The following is a 19,992-nucleotide window of genomic DNA, read 5'->3' on the forward strand; positions in this document are numbered from 1 at the left end:
AGAAATATTATAAACTAAATAAACTATTACTACGTTGAATATTAGGGTTATAATCATTAATAGTATTTCTTGTTTCATAGTTATCTCAATCAAAATTACTATCATCTGATATTATTGGTTGAGTTTCATTATCAATAAATGAAGTTTCTTGCATTTCTACATCATGATTTGTTTTTCATTGGTGATAGATTATTTATAATTTCACATGTACCTGCAGTAATTGTTGGAATACCATAAGCATTATTAAAATAATTATTAATACCCCATTGCTATACCGCTACTAATTAAACACCCATCAGTTACCATATTAGCAATATTTCGAATATTTTCAAATCTATTAGAGATTAATTCATTAATTCGACTAATAAGATTTAAAATACCATAAGCATTTAATGAAATATAAGTATCTCAATCCATTAAATTATTAGGATTATTATTAAATAAAATATTAAATAAATTATCTGGTCATGTTCGTGTTTCTGTAGTTGTTGTACTTGTAGTAGGTTCTATTGGTGTAATAACAGTGTTTAAAAACTTACTATAATTTGCTAAACTAATTGTTCCTAAACCTAATAATGTTTTTTTACTACTATTAATAAATTTAGTTTTATTAGTTGGTCTTTGATTTAAATTTCATATATCTAAACCTAATTTTTACCAAATAATAAGGTATTAATTATCCATAATAAGCACTGATTCCAATCATTGCTGAAATAGGGCTTATCCCTGTTCTTATTAATTTTATTAAAGTATATTTCTTATGAAGCAAATTGTTTATTTTAGTATCTTTAACATCAAAAATAATTTCAGCTGGTAAGTATATTAATTTAGGAAATAATTCTTCTTTATTAAAATTTTTAAATGCATTGGATTTTTCCAAATAAGAAAATATGCTATCATCTGTTGAATGTTTAAAATTAATATTATTCCTAATTTCATTTAATCATTTTTAGAAAATAAATGACTTTTCTTTTCTACTATATTCTCTCATAAAAAGAGGTTTCCTTAGCTAGGTTTTATTGAACCTAGAGGTGACTTTCTAAAGATTATATTGTTTTGGAAATTTACATAGTTTATTGGACAGGATTTTTTAAGTTAGCAAATGTTGGCAGATAGTGCATAAAGAAGTCATTTAATAATTCTCATTTTCAAGTGCGTTTATCACCATCAGTTCCTAATCATAAATTAAATGCTTCTGCAAAGAATTCATTACGTTCATTAAAGTTAAGATCACGGAAACTAATACTGCTATAACCACTGTTGACAACAATTAACGGAAAGAGAAAGTTCTCAATTCATTTATCAAAAGCACTACTAGCAATAATGGTTATTTTAGTATCCAAATAATCCATTAAGACTTGTGTAAGATCATAATAGTTTCGATCATTGCCTAGTATGTTTTGTTTATAATTTGTTGAATCTACAATCCTGGTATTGAAAAATTTACGACTTTTAGAAGGAACATCAATATAGTTACTTAAAGCGTGGCCATATTCATGCATACTAACACAATTTAAATGATTAGAGTTTCAGTAGTTGCCATTATATTGTTCATTGATTAAAATTTGATTAACAAAATCTTTACCATAAGTTTGTGTTTGTGAAGCGACTTTTCAATAGTAACGATTATAAGCAATAGTATTCTTACTACCAGTGGGAGCCAATCTAATGTTTTGTAGTAAATGTAGAATATTAGTTTTTTGATATACTTTAGCAATCGCATTGTAAAAGTTTAACTGTAAGTTTTCAGCTTTAGTAATTGATGGAACATCAAGTCCTGACTTACTATATAAATCATTCCAGTTAACATTGATTGTAATTTCATCGCTTAGTTTGGTAGTTGTTAAATCTGTTTTTAATTCTTGGAAGTTTTTTCACACTGGATTAATTTGCAGGTCATCAAATTCTTTCATCGAAGTAGGACTAGCGGGAAGTTTAGTTTTATTGCGATAATCGGTAATAAAAGAATAGAAAGGATTGTTTTTATTTATCCGTGGGTAACCGTAGAAGTATTCGTTGTATACATCGTATACTGTTCAATAGTTGCCACCACAGGCAACAGTAATTAAACTATTAGCACTAACGATAGCAATGCTAGTTAATGATAATAAAAATTTTAATATTTTTTTCATAAGCAACATAGTCCTTTCACACAATAATTACTTTTTAAGTATATAAACTTTTTAGTTTTAAAATGAAAACATAAAAAGAGTAATTTACTAATTTATGATTATAAATTAGTGTGGTAATGGCTATGTTGTTAATTGTTATTTGCTATTGAAGATTCATAAGACAGCACCTAGTGCCATGATAATATGTGGTAAGTCATTAACATAAGTTCAAGGTGATCTGTAATCAACTCCGGTTCCAACAAATATTCCAATCACAATTAATATAGAAATGAAGGCAATAACTAATGCTCATAGTTTTGATCATAAACCTGGTTTAACTGAGAAAGGGATAATAATGTACATAATACCAAGTAGGATTAATGTGGCACCATTTTCTTTTCATCCATAAAAATTATAGGTTGTAACTTTACTTATATATAGTAAACTAAAGATAATGATTCATGCTGAGCCAATTAGCATTAAAATTTTTGGTAAAGTTAATAGTTTTATATTTTTCATTTTATTTTCCTCCTTAATTACATGAATTTTGTTTTTAATGATTGTTTTATAGTATCAATGTTTTCTAACTTAATATCTTCTGTAGTGTGAGTTAATATTAAACCTTTTTCTTTATTGTATTTCGGTATTATATGTACGTGGTAATGGAAAACTTCTTGATATGCTTCACTACCATTGTTAGTTAAGATGTTGAAACCTTTAATTTCAGGAATTAGTGTTTGTAATTGCGTTGCTATTTTATGGACAGTGCTATTGACAAAACCAACAATTTCCGGAGTTGTGTCAAGGAAGGTTGCAAAATGTTGTTTAGGAATGACTAAGCTATGACCTGGAGTAGCGGGTTTGATATCCATGAATGCTACAGTATGTTTGTCTTCATAAACTAATTTTTCTGAATTTTTGCTAATTGTACAAAAAATACATTGTGAATTTGGCATATATTATCATTTCTTTCTACTTTATACATTAAAACTTAAAATTTATTTTATAATGAAAAAAACATATACTGGGTATGTTTTTTTCATTATGTATGTGATTAATTGTTAGTAATACTGTTTAATTTTGTCTCAGAATCCTTTTTCATAAATATTATCTTTAGGGATGTATGTAGGAAATAAACTTTGGGCTGCTAATTTAAAGTTATTTGCTGCATTATCTTTGTTTGCATCACTATCAGCAAGGAAATATAACATTTGTCAGAAAATACCAAATTTTTGGTCTTGAGTGATATCGCTACCAGCACCACCACGAATATATTTTGAAAAGTCTGTGTCTTTGCTTGGGTTAGAACTGTTATTTCAATCTTGAATTAGGCCAGTAGTTTTAGGAATTCAAGTTTTTTTATTTTTATCATTTAAAATACAACTAAAGTCTAAATTTTGCAATACATTTAAGAAATAGATTGGTGTTGTATAAGTAAAGTTAGCGATAGTATCGTTTGTTAATTCATAGTGGGTACCATCTTTAATTGTTACTCAACCTGCTGTTGTAGCATCTGCTACAGGTTTGGCAGCTTGACCAGCAGCAGTAGCTGTATAACCATTAGCACCAAAAAGATTATCAATTTGATTAATAGAATCAGAAGTACCATTTTTTAGTTTATTAAAGAAGTTACTGTTTAATTCTCTACCACCATTGTTAGTAATGTTTTGTCAGTTACTTGTATTTCAATTGGTTTCTATATCAATTGCATTTGTCTTGTTGGTTTGAAAGTTTCAAATTGAACGATAGTTAGAAGATTTATAATCATTAATATTTTGTAGTTGGCCAATATATGCATTATTAGTAGTTGTTTCAATAATTGGTTCTTTATTGGGCCCTTTTTGATTAGGTATGAAAAGGTTATTTAAAAGATAGGACATAGTAAATAATTTTTCATTTAGTTTAGGTAAAATCATGTATTTATAATATTGTTCATAACGGAAACGTAATGATCATTGGAAACGTTTTAAATTTCTTTGATAATCTGTAACTGATGCATCTAAAGCTTTTGGCAGTGTATCGGGATTAACTCCGGCGTCACCAATATAGTTTTGCGTATTTTGTTGTAATGGAAGCAGAACATTAGTGGTATTATCATCTGGGTGTTTAGCAATGTCAGCAAGTTGTTTCATAAATGCTTCATTCTTAGTAACAGTTCCAAAGTCTTTATAAAGATTAGTATTAGTAGCAAAAACGTCATTAGGATCATTTTTTAAACCAGTATCAGCATTGTCTTTTGCGTAAAATCCATCTTTATCTTTACTATAATCTAAACTACCAGTACCTCCTCGGTGTCAAGAGTCAGTTTGGAATAGTACCAGATTATTTGTAAAGTTCGTAGTTTCATCTAGTGATGTACCACTTTTTATACCTTGTAAATACGCTTGAGTTAAAAGACTTAAACCAAGGTCATCTTTGATGTTATCAAAAGCTTGATTAGCAGTACCTTCTTGTATTACATTACCATCAGAATCAAGTGTGTCTTCTGTATAAACTGTAGTGCTTAGAGTATTATGAAAGAAGTCATAAAATTTTTGTTGGGCAATTATTCCTTCAACATCATTTAAAATTAAGTCAAGTCCTGACGCGTAGGCATCTTTAAACTGTTCACCAACGGTTTTAGTAAAGTTTACTCCTAAGAAATCAAATAAAATACGATTTTTGTAATCATCGGGAATTTTACCATTTGGTAGGTTACTCATATCACGTTCATTATCACAAGCAGTTACTAGTAATACAGGTCCTGCAAGAAGTGTAACGGAAGCTATTAATGGAATGATTTTTTTCTTGTTTTTCATTTTTTACCTCCCTAATTATTTGTGATGATATTTGGATCATATCATCACAAAGTTTGTTTTCCAACTTTAGTTAGATAATCAGAAATATTTTCATTTAGACGAGCAGTTGGTGCATTAATACCAAATGCATCTCAAGATGTATTAAGTGTTTTAACAGCATTTTGAAAGTGACCGTTAACATATAGTGCTTGTTTATTATCTCAACGGCTATTTTTCACATTAGTAAATCATGTTTGTAAACTCTTAGCAAATGCATCAATTGTTGTATCATCAAGTGATGGAGTTGAACCTGTTAGGTCACTAATATTTCAATGAATTAAACTAGCGTTATTATCAAAGAATAAATTGTAATCTCATCAATTAGGACTTCCAAGGTCAGTGCTAGTTGCAGTAAAGTCACCTAAAGTTTTGTTTAAATCAATAGTTGTATCAAGGCCTTTATTTTTTTGTAATAAAAATGCTGTTTGTAAATAGTCAAGATAAGGACTATTGCTTAAGCCACCTGGACGATCAGCAAGTGGAGAAACATCATTCCATAATAAGTTTTGTGGATTTTGTTTTTTCTTATTAAACTCTTGAATAATATTATATGTTGAGTCAGTAGAAGCTGTAGCTTGGTAAGTAATACCGGGTGTTTCAATAAAATGAATACCAGCAGTATCAATAAAGATACCAACACCAGGTCCATTATTTTTTGTAACGTCAGGTAGTAGACTAGTATGACTTTGTATATCATTCATATAAATTAAGTCATTGTATTGACTAGTTATACTTTGCTTATTATTGTTAGTATGATCAATAAGTGGTAGTAACAGGGTAGTTAAGGCATCATCAGTGGGATTAGTTGGTGCAGTGTACTTATCTAGAGTATATTGTTGAATATTACCAATAACATTCTTGCCAACGCCTTGTGTACTAGTGACATAACGATATAGATAGTAGTAAAAAGGAGCATTGTCCTTAGTTGCACTGTTAATATTTATTAATCCCAAGTCACCAGTTGTATCAGTTGTCCCTGTAGCTGTGGTACCTTGAAAAGTAAAGGTTTGGTCAAAACCTAAATTTTTAATGTCTTGTACTATTTCATTAATTTTGGGTTTATTGTCAGAAAATTGGTTTTTTGTAATAGCTACTTTTAATGCCTTATCTTTCTCAGCGATATTAAAAGGAACGACAATTTGGCGAACTCAAATCGGTTCTTGTGCTGTCATCATTACTTGAGCAATTTTTGCTTGATTGTCACTCAGTAATCCATTAACAGTATTATATGTACTTGATATATGTTCGCCATTTTCAACGTCACCAACTGTTTTAGCAACTGGATTGCTAACGGTTATTGCGTTTCAGTCTTTATTCGTTGTTATTGCGTCTTGTAAGGTAGTAGCATTTCCAACAGGATTATTTGCTTTGATAACAATTCAAATAGTTTTTGCGTAAATTCCACCGCTATTAATATAATTTTGAACATTTGTAAATTTACCTGCTTTAATTTCTTCAAAAACATCTCTTAACATAGGATATATTTCACTTGTTGTATAATATTCATAATCTCCATAGTTTTGGCTAACATAACTAGTATTAATAATTTTAGTAGCAATATCTTTTAGTTGATCATCTTTGTATTGTTCAACGCTATTGTTATAACCTGATAAAATTTTCTTTCATTGTTTTTCCCAACCACGACCAAATTTTGCTTTTAAGGAAGCAATTTTGTTGTCTATTTGTGAGTTAACTGTAATTAAAGCAGCATCATAATCAGATTTATATTTATGATTATTTTTCAAAATTGAGAGATTAATATGCTGATTAATCGTACTATATAAATCCTTGCCTCAAGATTGTCCTCCTTGACTGTTAAGAAAGTTAAAAAAATCACTAGTAGTTTCTCCAGCACTACCAGCAGCCTTAAATGCTTGATTTCAGTCAAAAACATTGGTTGTGCCACGGTCAGACGTTGGATTACAAGCTAATACCGACATAGTTGATGTCGTAGATAATGTGAAAGTTGCAACTAAAGCAAGAATATTGCGCACTATATTCACTCCTTTTATTCATAGAAAAAATATGAATTTATTTTTATTTTACTAAAATATCTTAACATAAAATTTCAAATTTTGAATAGTTTTTTGCATTTTATTTCTAGTCGGGCTATAGAAATATTTTAATATCATTTTTTAAAATAATATCTTGAAGATTATTTTTCATTTAATTAGCAGTTAATTAAGTGTATAATTTAATAGTAGTTAATTTTATAGGAGAAAAAACAATGTCAAATAAAAATAGTGATTTTAATAATATTAAATTGGATTTCCCTTTTTTTAAAAAAAAACCTAATTTAACTTATTTAGATACTGCAGCAACATCTTTAAAACCACAAGTTGTGATAGATGCTATCCAAGAGTATTATGAAAAATATTGCATTAATACACATAGCCAAGATTACCCATTAGCAGAAGAAGGTAATGAAATATTTGAAGATACGAGGAAAGTAATTGCCCAATTTATTAATAGTGATAGTGATGAAGTAGTATTTTGTCCTTCTGCTACTTTTGCTTATAATCAAATCGCTTTTGGTTTAGCACCTTATTTACAACCAGAAGATGAAGTTTTACTTTCTAGTTTAGAACACAGTTCGTTGTTATTACCATTTTATCGATTAATGGAAAGTAAAAATATCAAAATTAAGTTTATTGAAACGAGAAGTGATGGCATTATTACGATTGAAAATTTAAAAAAAATGTTAACACCTAAGACTAGAGTTGTCGCATTTGCTAATGTTAATAATTCATTAGCAATAGTTAATAACACTCAACAATTAACAAAATCTATTAAAGATTATGGTAGTACTAACCTTAAAGATGATAAATGAGTATTTAAAAATATTGTAGTAGTAGTAGATGGTGCCCAAGCTATTGGCCATATTGAAACAGACGTTAAAAATTGAAATATTGATTTTTTTGCTTTTTCTGGACATAAAATTTTTGGACCAACTGGCATTGGTGTTTGATGAGGGAAAAAACAATGATTAAATATGTTCCAACCATTATTATTGGGTGGTGGTATGAATGGTCGAATTTATAAAGATGGTACTTATAATTTATTAGACAGTCCTTATCGATTTGAAGGTGGTACTCAAAATCTTGCTGGTGTGTTTGGGTTACGTGTTGCTATTGCATACATATTAAATATTGGTATTAAGAATATTTATCATCATGAGATAAATTTAAAAAACTATGCTGTGCAACAATTAAGAAAACATATTGGTAATAAGATTGAAATTTATAATGGCGATATTAAAAGTGGGAATTTGATTTTTAATATTAAAAAGGTATTTGCTCAGGATGTTTCTAATTATTTAGGAACACAAAATATTTGTGTGCGAAGTGGTACTTTTTGTGCTAAGTTATTACCAGAGACAGTTAATGCAGAAGCAACAGTTCGTGCTAGTTTTTATATTTACAACACTAGAGCAGATGTTGATGCTTTAGTACTAGCTTTAAAAAAAGGCATTAATGAAGGTGGTGATTTTTTAAATGAATTCTTTTAATGATAATCAAGATTATTTTCGTAAATTAATAGTAAATCATTATAGTAAACCGACAAATAAAGGTTTAATTGATAATGGTAATTGTTTAACCTATCATCAAGCTAGCAAGTCTTGTGTTGACGATTTTCATGTGCAAGTTTTGATTGAAAATAAAACAGTAGTTACTGCTCGTTTTGATGGTGTTGGTTGTGCAATTTCGACAGCAGCAGTTGATATTTTTTGCAATTTAATTGAAAACAAACCCATTAGTGATATTAAAAATATTATTAGTAATTATCAAGCAATGTTAAATTCACAACCATTTAATGTTAATTTTATTAATAATTTAGTTGCTTTCACTAATGTTCCAAGACAACGTAATCGTATTAAATGTGCGTTATTAGGAGTTGAAGGTATTAGTAAATTATTAAAGTAATAAGGAGTTGTTAAGAATGAAAATAAATATCCCTGAAGTTACAAGCAAATCAGCTTTAAGAAAACTTTATTATCAATTATTACAGAATAATAGTAAAAATAACATTCAAAATTGAAGTAAAATTATTTGTAAAAATTTTGAACAGTCACATTACTTTAAACAAAATCATATGTTTGCTCTTTATAATGCTTTACCTTATGAAGTGGCGACCAAAGAATTGATTGAGTTACTATGAAGTCATGCTAAACAAGTTTGCTTACCAAGAATGAATGGTGATGAATTAGAATTTTATTTGATAAATAATTGAGATGAAATCACTATTGATAATAATTTTAATATTGCCCAACCATTAGCAACTTGTTTTAAAGTTAAACCGATTAATATTGATTGTATGATAATTCCAATGATTGCTTTTGATGTTAACTACTATCGTATTGGTCATGGTAAAGGATATTATGATAGTTTTTTAACTAAAAAAAATATTAAATGTCAAAAAATAGGTATGGCATTTGCTATGCAAAAGATTCCTTTTGCCATTGAACATGATAGTTGAGATATTCCCTTAGATTTTATTTTTACTAATTAAAAAAATATTTTAAAGTTTCTTGTGTTACGTTAAAAACAAGTAAAATCAATGATTCGGGATAATTTTAACTGTTAATAATAAACTAAGTTAGAAACAATTAAATTTATTTACTCTAAAATATTTATTTTTAACTTTAAGATAAAATATAATGATATAATATCTTCAGGTATTATTAATTTATACAGAGAAAGAGGAATTAACTTATTATGAGTACAATTATTAAAAATGACGCAGAAACAAACCTTGAAGAATTAAAGGTTGGAGATGTTATTACTGTAACTCCAAGTGGATTTAAGCCGTTTGGTGTATTCTGTAAATGTCCAAGTGGATATTCAGGATTAATTCACATTAGTCGTATTACACCTAAATTTGTTAAAAATGTCACTGATTATTTCACTCTTAACACACCAGTACAAGCTGAAATTACTGAAATTGATCACAACAAAAAACAAATTAGTTTAAGTACTAAAAACCAAAATTTGGTAGAAAAAAAATCAACATCAGCAATTGATGAAAATGGTTCAGGTTTTGCACCAGTAAGAGACAATGTCGACAACTGATTCAGAAAAGATGACAGCAACTAAAATAGTTGCTGTTTTTTCTTTTTATAGTTAAAATTAGTTAATTTATTGCAATCTATCGTTTTTAGGATTATATTTTTAGTGTAAGGATATTATATTGATAGTAATTAAAAAAGTGTTTACTAAATTAATTATTATCAAAGGAGGAGTGAATAATAATATTTTTATTAAATTTTTAAAAACATAAATAAGGAGAAATCAAGATAATGATAAAAACTATTTTAGATTATACTAATTTAAATCTTGCTGATTTGATAAAAAATTATCAAAAACAAATATCAACAATTCATAATAACTTAGAAGCAAATGCTAAAAATGAAGATGGTTGATTAGGATGAATCAATATGCCTTTTCAATATGATGCTGATTTAGTATTTAAAGAATCATGAAAACGAATGAAAGCATTAGCAACAAAATTACAAGAAGAAGTTCAAGTACTTGTTGTAATTGGAATTGGTGGTTCATATTTAGGAACACGTGCTGGACTTGATATGATTCAAGGATTATTTCCTAAAATTGATAAAGTAAAAGGTGTAAAAGTCATTTACTTAGGTAATACTATGAGTTCAACTTATGTGCAACAAGTTATTGAATATTTAAAAGATAAAGATTTTGCTATTAATGTTATTTCTAAATCAGGAACAACAACTGAGCCAGCGATTGCTTTTCGTTTATTAAAGGAATTATTAATTAAGCAAAAGAAAAATAAAACAGAAATTGCCAGCAGAATTATCACAACTACTGATAAATACCGAGGTGTATTACATGATTTATCCCAAGAAGAAGGTTACCAAACGTTTATTATTCCTGATAATATTGGTGGTCGCTATTCTGTGTTAACACCTGTGGGCATGTTTCCGATGATGGTAGCAGGCATTGACTGTCAAGCAATTATTAATGGTGCTAAATTAGCTAACCAAGAATGCAAAAATGATAAAATTGATATTAATGATGCTTACTTATATGCTTCAGTACGTTACCATCTTTACAAAACTAATAAAGCTGTTGAAATTCTTGTTAGTTATGAAACTCAAATGCAAATGTTTTGTGAATGGTGAAAACAATTATTTGGTGAATCAGAAGGTAAAGAAGGTAAAGGTTTATTCCCTGCTAGTGTTATTTTTTCTACTGATTTACATTCAATGGGACAATTTACGCAAGAAGGCTCAAAAATATTTTTTGAAACAGTAATTAAAATTAAGAAACCCAATCAAGATTTAAAAATTGCTATGGATAAAGCAAACCAAGATCAATTAAATTATTTAACTAAATACAGCCTTCATGAAATTAATAATATTGCTTTGCAAGGAACAATTGAAGCTCATAGTGATCAAAATCTTGGTAAAACACCAAACATTTTATTAGAATGAGAAAAAATGGATGCTGAGATGTTCGGATATGCCAGTTTCTTTTTTATGAAAGCGTGTGCTGTTAGTGCTATGTTATTAGGAGTTGATCCTTTTGACCAACCAGGGGTTGAAGTATATAAAAAGAAAATGTTCAGTTTACTAGGTAAATAGCATAAGTAAAAAACCACTAATAATATAGTGGTTTTTATTTTGTTAAAGGTTTTTTGTATATATAATTAAAAATGGCTTTTCTCCCTTTATGTACTATTTTAAATTTTATCACATAAATGCTGAGAAAAGCCTATCTACGGACTTCTCCCCACATTTTTAAATTAACATAGCATTACAGTTTCAAAACTAGGTATGTTATTGAATTTATATGCAGCTTCTTTTGCATATAAATGAATATGATGTTTTGCAACTTTGATATGTGTTTTAAATGTTCTTCGTATATGTTTTCATACTGACTCAATTTGGTTGGTATTTACACCAGTTTTTGAAACATAGCCATCTTGATGGTTAACTGTTTCATGCTTAGTGAAAACCGATTTCAAATCGCGATATCCTTTTCAAGAATCAGTATGTACATCACACTTTGAAGAAATGTGGTTTATTGCAAACTGCAAAAGATTTTTACTGTTTGCGTTTTTCAATACTTTCACAATCAGATTGTTGGTTGTTTTTTCATAAATACCAACAATCAAGGTTTTGTTCAACAAGGATCTTCCTTGTTTTTTAAACCCATATGTGAAAGATACATTTCATCCATTTGCACTATGCCCTCAACAATGAATTGAGGTTCTTATTTAGCAATGGCACTTCGGATTTTATGACCCATTCTTCAAGCTGTTTTCAAGGTCACTCCCAATTCTTTTGCAACATCAGTTGATGGAATTCCATGTTTGGTGTTTATTCATCTAAAGATGAGATAAAACCAAGATATTAAAGGTGTTTGTGACTTTGAAAATATAGTGCCCGTGAGAATACTGAATGTTTGATGACATTTCAAACATCTCATTTTTCTTAAATTAGAAGTATTCAAATTAAAACTAGAACACCTAATACATTTGCTTTGTTTCAAACTTGCTATATATGCAAGACATTGTTTTTCAGTTTGAAAAGTATTATTGAACTCATTCAATTTCATTGTTTCCTCCACAAGTACATGTGGGGAGAAGTCCGATTGTCTTTTTCCCAACATTGACTGGGATTGTATATAACTCGTTTGGATAAAAATGAAGATGACCTGTTGACATCAAAATAACATTATATTTTGCTAAAATTGTATTTTCAAATTCGCTTCTTTGTTCTTGATTTCATCAATTTTCACCTATTGAAAACTCATCATAACCATAATGAAAAGATAAAACAACAGGCATATTATTTACACCAACATTTGTTTCTAAATCTTTTCTTAACTCCGTTAATGTTGGCCCTGGGGGATTATTTGCTCAACAGTAACATCTTTATTAATTGGTGCTAAACTACATTGAACAAAATGAATTCCTGATCAATTTCAAGAATATACAGGTACTTCATCTTTCGAAGCATAATAAAGTATGGGAGCTGCTGTCATAGCATTGCGCTTAACAATATTTTGATTAAGCCATGTTTGATTAAATTTAGAATTAGGTCCAGAATCATGATTTCCAAAACCCGCTAAAGTATGAGTGGAAATAGATGACATCATTGTTTATAAGAAAATAAATTACCCGTATATTCAATTCCTCCTACTAAATCACCTGAAATCACAACACCACGATTATTATTTTTGATAATTTTTTAGCAATAGCACTAATTGTTTGAGAACTATAAGAATCTTCATAACCAGCATGAATATCAGCTGTTGTTAAAAAGTTGATTTCTTTACTTTCTTTTATTATATTTGTTGAATTTGCATTAAAATCATAACAAAGAAAACTACTATTTAGTAATAAACTGTTTTGGATTGCCATTGTTAATAATATTTTTTTCATTTTTTAAAACTCCTTAAATTTTTAGTAATCAATAAATTACAAGTTTGTAATTTTAATAATATTATGCAACTACAAAACTTATATTTTCATTATTACCTTGTTCATTGTTGGCAGAATTATTTAATGAATTAGATTGTTCTATTACAATTTCTACTGGCACTGGAGGTAATAAAGGATCTTCATCGCTTACTACCGATTCAGTAGTACAAATTTTATTTTTAAAAAATGCTACTGTTGCTAATGTAGCACTTGAAAGAAGAATTGTTCCACAAGCTCCTAACAAACCTCATATTGCAACACCCTTGAATGTAGAACTATATAGATTAAGATCATTATTTATATAATTATCGATAAAATCATATTCCATAATATTTAATCATTCAGAGAACATTGTAGGAATAGAATATCATCCAGCAATATTTCCAATAACTTCACCAAAAACTCCTGAACCTATAATAAATTTATATTGAGTTTTCATTTTGTTCATCTCTTTCTTTATCTTTAAATAAAAAAACCATATGTTTGGAAAGCAAACAATTGGTTTAAAACTGATATTCATTTTATGCTAAATTATATAAGTATTTTTCTTTATTGTCTATCAACGATGAGTTGGTTGTACAATTGTTGCTAAAGTTCTAAAACTTTTGATTTAAATAATATCTTTTACAACATTAATTCCATTTTTAATCATTGAATATCATGAGTATTGATTTAAGGTATGTGCTGGGTGTTCGTCATGTTCAAAAGTATGTGACATAGTCATAGGAACAATAATATTAACTGCTTTATTGTGTTGATTGAATCATGTTTTACAACTAACAGCTAGTTGATAAACACAAATATCAGTGCAACAACCAACAATAATAATATTATCTCATTGTAAGTTAGGTTTAAAATCAAAAGCAAAGAAACCGTTAGTACTATTCTTTTTAATGATTTTAATGTCAGGAAATTGTAACTCGTCTACTAATTGTGCTTCTTGTGTGTTTTCTAAACAATGGCTCGGAAAAGTGCTAAACTCAGGGCTGTGTTCATTATGTGCATCATTAAAAGCAATAATTTTAGTTTTGTTAACTTGCGCTTTTGCTAATAGTTTTTTAATAGGTTTAATAATGTTATTAATATTAGGTGAAGACAAGGCTCCTGTTTTAGCAAAACCATTAACCATATCAACAACAAAAATAATATTATGACCTTGTAAATCGTTTAATTTTAGTTTTTTTGTTTTATCAAGTGTTTTATTAATGATGTCAGAAAAATTTTTTTTTATATTACTCATTATTATATGCACCTCAATTGTTTAGTTTAATGTTAGATATTAAAATTTATTTTTTTAAAATTAATCTTTTAATCATAAATCAAATTATACTACAAGAAGTGCAAATTGGCATTAGGAAAACTGTAAATATAGTTCCAACTTTTAAAAAAAAGATATTAGTTGTTAATCCTCCAACAGGATTATAAATAAGGGTATTAATAACACCATTTAAATAAATGAAATTAAAACCATTTTCAATAAGATTAATTCTAATGCTTAGTAGCATAATTAAACCTAAAATTAAAAAGGTAAATCCAGCACCAAATAAAATAATAATTATTTTTTCATCAACTGGTAGTTTATTTCATCATGTTTTAGTTTTCATTTTTTATCACCTAATTTATTTTTAATGCTATTTAATTATAGCATCATTAGGGGTAATATAAGTCAAAAAATCTTACTCTTATAGGGTGTACTATAGTATATTTTTTGTTTTTTTACTTACTTTCAGTTAAACTTAAAAAAGTAGGGAATACGACGAAAATAGGGGGTTTTAAGATGAAAAGATTATTAAAAATATTAAGTGTGTTAACATTAACAACTGTTCCAGTAACTAGTGTTGTTTCTTGTGGGGGCGCAAGTGTTCCGGTAAATCCAACAGATGATGGTATTGATATAAAAGATTTATTAAACAAAGCACAAAATAAAATTAATGATGAATTTGGAAATTTAATAAATGAGGAAAAAAATTTATTTTTTGAAAACGAATTTGGAAATATCGGCGCAGCTTTTAAAAATGTTTTAAGTAAGATGTCTGCTACTAAAGAAGCAAAAATTACAGATCCTGATTTTATTAGAGAATTTATCAAAAGAATGCAAGAGAATATTACTGATCTAATAGTGCCTAAATTATTAGAAGATCAAAATTTAAGAATGTTATTTAATGGAATATCAAAACAAAATATTTTAAAGATTGCTAGTAATAATACAAAACTTTTAAGAACACCTTTTAAATGATTACCAGAAGAACATGTAACCTTTGGTCTTGATAATTATAATGCGGATATCATTAAAAGACTAGCAATAGAATATTGATATAAAATTACTATGGATTTAAAACTAGAATTATCATATAAAGATGATAAAAATCAAGAACAAACAAGAGATTTAAGTCAAAACTATATTTCATATTTTGCAAACACAGGTGCAAATATTAGTTCTGTCGTTAAAGCAGCTTCATCAAAAGTTAAACAAAGATTAAGTAACCAATTAATTAACATTAATTTAACTACAAACCAAGATATTAGCAATGATGTAAGACTGGCAAAAGCAAAATCCGAGATTTTAGTTCTAGTAAATAAGTCAGAATTAAAGATTGAAAAAACTAATTTTGATAATGTTACTAAATTAACAAGTTCAATTAATTCTCATGTATATAATTCTTCAAATCAATTTTATGAAGCATTTAATAAATCAGAAACTGCTTCACAAACATATTTACAAACATATTTAGAAAATGAAATATCTAAAAACTTTGATAAAAACTTAGACGATTGAATTGCAAATTTATCTCCAAAAGAAAAACAAAAAATTCCATCAACTATTAAACCAAATATTACTGCTTTTGGAAAAATTAGTTTAAATAACTGAACTATTTCTGGTTTAAGTTTACAACGTATTACTTTAAATTTTATTAATACTCGCACAAATCAAACAAAATCTGAATGAATAAGTTCTGTATCTACATCTTTAGCAAATATTTTTTCTTTAAATGGTTGCATTAAAGATGCATTTAGTATTATTAATAGTAATAAAGATTTAATAATGTACATGAATAATGATGATTTTAACACATATAAAAATGAAAATAAAAAAATGTCTGATATTAATGATTATTTTGATGATAAAATAAAGCAAAAAGCAATTGCAGAAGGTGCAATTTTATCGAGTATTTCATTTAAAGTAAGATTAAATGGTGTATACAGTGGCGATAGTTACAATCCAAATTTAGATAATAGAGAATACATTCAAGAAGTAGATGAAAGTACACTTAAATTAATTAAAAATCCCGCATCTCATTTTAACTACTTACGAATTGAAATTGATGGTTTATTGTTCATTTTCGGTAGCAAACAATGTGGGAAAAATTATTTATCATTTAACAGTTGAGTAATAAAACGTGCAAGTGGTCCAATTTGAGGTTAAATTTTTATTGTATTGACAATCTATCCAGTAGCCTAATCTCATTATTTTTTCCACATCAATATTGTTTCAAAATTAGAATTTTGTTAAATTTATGTGTAAACTTTTTGGCATATAAATGCTGAGTATGTTGTTTTTTAAAAAAATATAAAAAATTCTTAAATTAAAATATGTCAAATCTTTTAGTTAGGAGTTGAAAATATGGATAATAACAATATTGTTATTAATGTTCAAAAATATAATATTAAATTTAAAAACTTTAATATTATTGACATTAACTTTAAAGTTTACAAAGGAACAATTCACGCTTTAGTTGGGCAATCAGGAAGTGGTAAATCTGTTTTATTAAAATCAATTATTGGTGCCATACCTAGTAGTAACTATCATGGGATTATTACAATTAATAATTATAAAGCAGGGTTAGCAAAATCAAAATCCAGTTTAGGTTTTTCTTTAAATTTAGAAAATTTTCCCCAAGATTTAACGGCTTATATTTTTTTAAAAAAATTAGGACAAGCAACCAACATTAAACATGAAATTTTAGAACAAAATATAAAAAAATATTTAACAATGTTTAAATTATGAGAACATCGTAATAAAAAATTAAATTCTTTTTCTTCAGGAATGAAAAATCGGATTATGATAATTCAAGCATTAATCCATAATCCAGATTTAATAATTTTAGATGAACCAGGTGCTAACTTAGATTCTGAGTCACGCAAATATTTTAATGATGTTTTAGAAACATTAAAATCAGAAGGAAAAACTATCCTTTTAACTACTCATATGATTAATGAAATTAAAGATATTATTGATAGTTGTACTATTATGCAATTAGGAAAATTGCTTTATGATGGTTCAGTAACGAATTTTCTTATTGATAAAATTTGAATTCTAGTAACCAGTAATATTGCTTTGACTATAGAAATATTAAAAAAATATAATTATAAGTTTAAATTTGATGAAAATAGTAAGGAACTCTTAGTACTTTTAGAAAGTGAAGTAAGTATTAATAATCTTAATTTTATATTGTTTAAAAATAAAATTTACATCCAAACTCTTTATAAAAAAGACTTTGATTTGGCACATTTAAAATCATTTTTAACTTAGAAATGTTGGCATAAGTTAATGAATATTTAGCAATCAAAAATTAAAAATTCATGGAATACAAAGGTGAAACTAATGAATAATAAAGTTAAGTGTAGTTGAATTAAATTTTTTCAATTAATTTTATTTAAAATTAATCATTCTTTTGTGACAATATTTTTATTTTCCTTTTCATTATTGTTTTCATTGTTAATTCCGTTAGTTTTATTTTATTTAAAACTATCATTAGAAAGTTTTATCGTTATTTTTCAATATTATATTATGATTTTCTATAGTATTATTTTATTTATTTTTGTTTTAATGAATGCGATAAAGATATTCGGTATTCAAATTGAAGATAGTTCTTTTTTGCTTTTACTTACCAAACCATATTCACGAAAAGCCATTATTTTAACGCAATATATTTCTCTCTTTTTTATGAATTTTCTTTTTATTTTACTTAATGTCCTAATGTTATTAGTATTAGGAGGTATTAGTAGTTTTACCTTTAATAATATTCATTATTTAAATTTTTATGTTAGTACTGTTTTGAAATTATTACTTTTTTCTTTTTTATTTAGCATTTTAGTAACTGTTGGTGTTGTTACATTATTAGCTTTTATACGATCACAAAATGTTTTTTTAATTTTCATTATTTTTTGTAGTTTATTTTTATTGGGTGGTTTACCCTATTCACTAACTAAGGTAAAAACTGATAATGTTATTCTTAGTTTTAAAAATAATGAATCATATAGTGTCAGACAAATTAAAAATTCAATTTTATTTAGAGAAAATTTGCAAAAAAATTTAATTAAATATCCTTATTTAACTAGTTCTATTTTTAATTTTTATTCTAAATTAGATTCTTTTGAATTAAATGATATTAACTCAACAGCAGTTATTGCAAAAAGAATTGCCTTTTTTAAAGGTTTAGGACTTATTGAAAAAACCCCTGTCGTTAAAACATTTGAAGGTAAAACTAGAGGATGAAAACCAGTAGAATATGAAGGAAAAACTATCATAATACAAATTACTTTTAATAGTTATTTTAAAGATTTAAATTTTTTAAAGTCCAATTTAAATAGTAATAAAATTTTTCAAGATTTATTAAAAATAATAAATGATTATAATGATGAATGTAAGGGCATTGATGAATTTATGATAGTGCAAAAAAGTAAAGCACCAACATTATTAACTTATGATGAGGACATTAACAATACTTTTATTAAAATAAAAGACCAACAAGGTAGTCAACAACTTCTTGATAGCAGTAAAATTAAAGATATATTTTTTTCAAACTATCAATATAAATTTGATTTTCGCGATGAATTTAATAAAATGTTTTATAATCCTGTCTATTATGTAATTAGAACAGTTGAAGATTATATTTGCAATCAAGTTCTAATTTACAATAATATTACTAATTATGATCTTTCTTTTAATAAAAATTATAACCAATACCTTGATACTGTTAATACTTATCAAATGTTAAATAAAATTAATATAATTGAACACTGAAATCAATTATGAACTTATTTTATGGGTTATTATGGGGATTTTTGATTTGATATTTATTCATTATCTAATATTGACTTTGATAATCAAAAAAATAATTTGTTTAGTTATCATGATTTTAAACTAAATTCATTTAATAATAAAATAAATACTAATGAAATTGAATATTTTCAAAATATTTCAGTAACTATTTATGTTTATATTGTGATTTCAGTTATCTTATTTTTTTCATCTTATGTAATGTTTTTGAAAAAAAATATTAGTTAGGAGTTGAAAAAAAAGATATTAATAGCAAAATATTTTTAATGTTAAAATTATGAAGCATGTCAAGTATTAATAACTGTTGCTATCTTTTGTAAGAAATAAACCATTTTACTTATCAATTCCTAGTTTAATAGTGAACTGTTACCATTAAAATTAACTCTAAAACTATGTTTTTTCTAATTTTTTTTCTTTATTTTAAAAAAATATTAAATTATTTTAGAATATGTTGCAAATTTAATTGTAAATCTGAAAAATATCTATTATAATAATTAAGGTTTTTAAGAATAGAATATTCTAAATAACA

At 26.6% G+C, this 19,992-nt stretch carries 23 protein-coding genes; 8 read left to right on the top strand and 15 right to left on the bottom strand.

The genetic code is table 4. The features are described 5' to 3' along the window. Positions 1-7: 7 nt before the first annotated feature. The 8 genes from ACFEL4_RS02140 to ACFEL4_RS02175 all read right to left on the bottom strand — a co-directional run bounded on the left by ACFEL4_RS02140 (position 8) and on the right by ACFEL4_RS02175 (position 6,942). The gene (locus ACFEL4_RS02140; protein ID WP_375317915.1) at positions 8-154 is read right to left on the bottom strand and encodes a hypothetical protein; all 147 of its coding nucleotides are present in this window, start codon (positions 152-154) and stop codon (positions 8-10) included. A 101-nt stretch (positions 155-255) separates the two neighbouring features. Further along, positions 256-417, bottom strand: a complete 162-nt coding sequence (locus tag ACFEL4_RS02145) for a hypothetical protein (protein WP_375317916.1) — start codon at positions 415-417, stop codon at positions 256-258. Between the two features lie 259 nt (positions 418-676). Further along, positions 677-880: a hypothetical protein gene (locus ACFEL4_RS02150; RefSeq protein WP_375317917.1), complete on the bottom strand. Its 204-nt coding sequence runs from the start codon at positions 878-880 to the stop codon at positions 677-679. 193 nt (positions 881-1,073) lie between these two features. After that, positions 1,074-2,132 carry a hypothetical protein gene (locus tag ACFEL4_RS02155; RefSeq protein ID WP_375317918.1) on the bottom strand — a complete coding sequence of 353 codons (1,059 nt, stop codon included), beginning with the start codon at positions 2,130-2,132 and terminating at the stop codon, positions 1,074-1,076. A 135-nt stretch (positions 2,133-2,267) separates the two neighbouring features. Further along, positions 2,268-2,630, bottom strand: a complete 363-nt coding sequence (locus ACFEL4_RS02160; RefSeq protein WP_375317919.1) for a hypothetical protein — start codon at positions 2,628-2,630, stop codon at positions 2,268-2,270. Between the two features lie 17 nt (positions 2,631-2,647). Next, positions 2,648-3,067, bottom strand: coding sequence for an HIT family protein (locus ACFEL4_RS02165; protein ID WP_375317920.1), 420 nt, complete (start codon positions 3,065-3,067; stop codon positions 2,648-2,650). 105 nt (positions 3,068-3,172) lie between these two features. Continuing rightward, on the bottom strand, positions 3,173-4,813 hold the full coding sequence (locus ACFEL4_RS02170) for a hypothetical protein (RefSeq protein ID WP_375317921.1): 1,641 nt from the start codon (positions 4,811-4,813) through the stop codon (positions 3,173-3,175). A 107-nt stretch (positions 4,814-4,920) separates the two neighbouring features. Beyond that, entirely contained in the window at positions 4,921-6,942 is a 2,022-nt protein-coding gene (locus ACFEL4_RS02175) for a hypothetical protein (protein WP_375317922.1), read from the bottom strand. A gap of 233 nt (positions 6,943-7,175) precedes the next feature. Between ACFEL4_RS02175 and ACFEL4_RS02180 the strand changes: the two genes are divergently transcribed. The 5 genes from ACFEL4_RS02180 (at position 7,176) to ACFEL4_RS02200 (ending at position 11,558) form a co-directional block, all read left to right on the top strand. Then, positions 7,176-8,456, top strand: coding sequence for an aminotransferase class V-fold PLP-dependent enzyme (locus tag ACFEL4_RS02180; protein WP_308150136.1), 1,281 nt, complete (start codon positions 7,176-7,178; stop codon positions 8,454-8,456). Then, positions 8,443-8,871 (top strand): iron-sulfur cluster assembly scaffold protein, encoded by a 429-nt coding sequence (locus ACFEL4_RS02185; protein ID WP_375317923.1) that lies wholly within the window; start codon positions 8,443-8,445, stop codon positions 8,869-8,871. The genes ACFEL4_RS02180 and ACFEL4_RS02185 overlap by 14 nt, the downstream gene beginning before the upstream one ends. Before the next feature lie 16 nt (positions 8,872-8,887). Then, positions 8,888-9,457 carry a 5-formyltetrahydrofolate cyclo-ligase gene (locus ACFEL4_RS02190; protein WP_375317924.1) on the top strand — a complete coding sequence of 190 codons (570 nt, stop codon included), beginning with the start codon at positions 8,888-8,890 and terminating at the stop codon, positions 9,455-9,457. A gap of 206 nt (positions 9,458-9,663) precedes the next feature. Beyond that, positions 9,664-10,041: a S1 RNA-binding domain-containing protein gene (locus tag ACFEL4_RS02195; RefSeq protein ID WP_308150139.1), complete on the top strand. Its 378-nt coding sequence runs from the start codon at positions 9,664-9,666 to the stop codon at positions 10,039-10,041. Between the two features lie 203 nt (positions 10,042-10,244). After that, on the top strand, positions 10,245-11,558 hold the full coding sequence (locus ACFEL4_RS02200; RefSeq protein ID WP_375317925.1) for a glucose-6-phosphate isomerase: 1,314 nt from the start codon (positions 10,245-10,247) through the stop codon (positions 11,556-11,558). 161 nt (positions 11,559-11,719) lie between these two features. Here the strand turns inward: ACFEL4_RS02200 and ACFEL4_RS02205 are convergent, their stop codons facing one another. The 7 genes from ACFEL4_RS02205 to ACFEL4_RS02235 form a co-directional block, all read right to left on the bottom strand. Further along, positions 11,720-12,103, bottom strand: coding sequence for an IS1595 family transposase (locus ACFEL4_RS02205; RefSeq protein WP_375317926.1), 384 nt, complete (start codon positions 12,101-12,103; stop codon positions 11,720-11,722). 86 nt (positions 12,104-12,189) lie between these two features. After that, entirely contained in the window at positions 12,190-12,534 is a 345-nt protein-coding gene (locus ACFEL4_RS02210; protein ID WP_375317194.1) for a hypothetical protein, read from the bottom strand. A gap of 276 nt (positions 12,535-12,810) precedes the next feature. Then, positions 12,811-13,077: a hypothetical protein gene (locus tag ACFEL4_RS02215; protein ID WP_375317927.1), complete on the bottom strand. Its 267-nt coding sequence runs from the start codon at positions 13,075-13,077 to the stop codon at positions 12,811-12,813. A gap of 43 nt (positions 13,078-13,120) precedes the next feature. After that, entirely contained in the window at positions 13,121-13,363 is a 243-nt protein-coding gene (locus tag ACFEL4_RS02220; protein WP_375317928.1) for a hypothetical protein, read from the bottom strand. Positions 13,364-13,424: 61 nt separating this feature from the next. Further along, on the bottom strand, positions 13,425-13,850 hold the full coding sequence (locus tag ACFEL4_RS02225; RefSeq protein WP_375317929.1) for a hypothetical protein: 426 nt from the start codon (positions 13,848-13,850) through the stop codon (positions 13,425-13,427). A 162-nt stretch (positions 13,851-14,012) separates the two neighbouring features. Continuing rightward, positions 14,013-14,642, bottom strand: coding sequence for an isochorismatase family cysteine hydrolase (locus ACFEL4_RS02230; protein WP_375317930.1), 630 nt, complete (start codon positions 14,640-14,642; stop codon positions 14,013-14,015). 46 nt (positions 14,643-14,688) lie between these two features. After that, the gene (locus ACFEL4_RS02235; protein ID WP_308150144.1) at positions 14,689-15,006 is read right to left on the bottom strand and encodes a hypothetical protein; all 318 of its coding nucleotides are present in this window, start codon (positions 15,004-15,006) and stop codon (positions 14,689-14,691) included. A 173-nt stretch (positions 15,007-15,179) separates the two neighbouring features. Between ACFEL4_RS02235 and ACFEL4_RS02240 the strand changes: the two genes are divergently transcribed. From ACFEL4_RS02240 to ACFEL4_RS02250, 3 genes are all read left to right on the top strand, one after another. Next, positions 15,180-16,826 carry a hypothetical protein gene (locus ACFEL4_RS02240; protein WP_375317931.1) on the top strand — a complete coding sequence of 549 codons (1,647 nt, stop codon included), beginning with the start codon at positions 15,180-15,182 and terminating at the stop codon, positions 16,824-16,826. Between the two features lie 198 nt (positions 16,827-17,024). After that, positions 17,025-17,933 carry an ABC transporter ATP-binding protein gene (locus ACFEL4_RS02245; protein WP_375317932.1) on the top strand — a complete coding sequence of 303 codons (909 nt, stop codon included), beginning with the start codon at positions 17,025-17,027 and terminating at the stop codon, positions 17,931-17,933. A 525-nt stretch (positions 17,934-18,458) separates the two neighbouring features. Beyond that, positions 18,459-19,691, top strand: a complete 1,233-nt coding sequence (locus tag ACFEL4_RS02250; RefSeq protein WP_375317933.1) for a hypothetical protein — start codon at positions 18,459-18,461, stop codon at positions 19,689-19,691. The last annotated feature ends 301 nt before the right edge of the window (positions 19,692-19,992 follow it).

The sequence above is a fragment of the Spiroplasma endosymbiont of Virgichneumon dumeticola genome (genome assembly GCF_964264745.1).
GTDB lineage: Bacteria > Bacillota_I > Bacilli_A > Mycoplasmatales > VBWQ01 > Spiroplasma_E.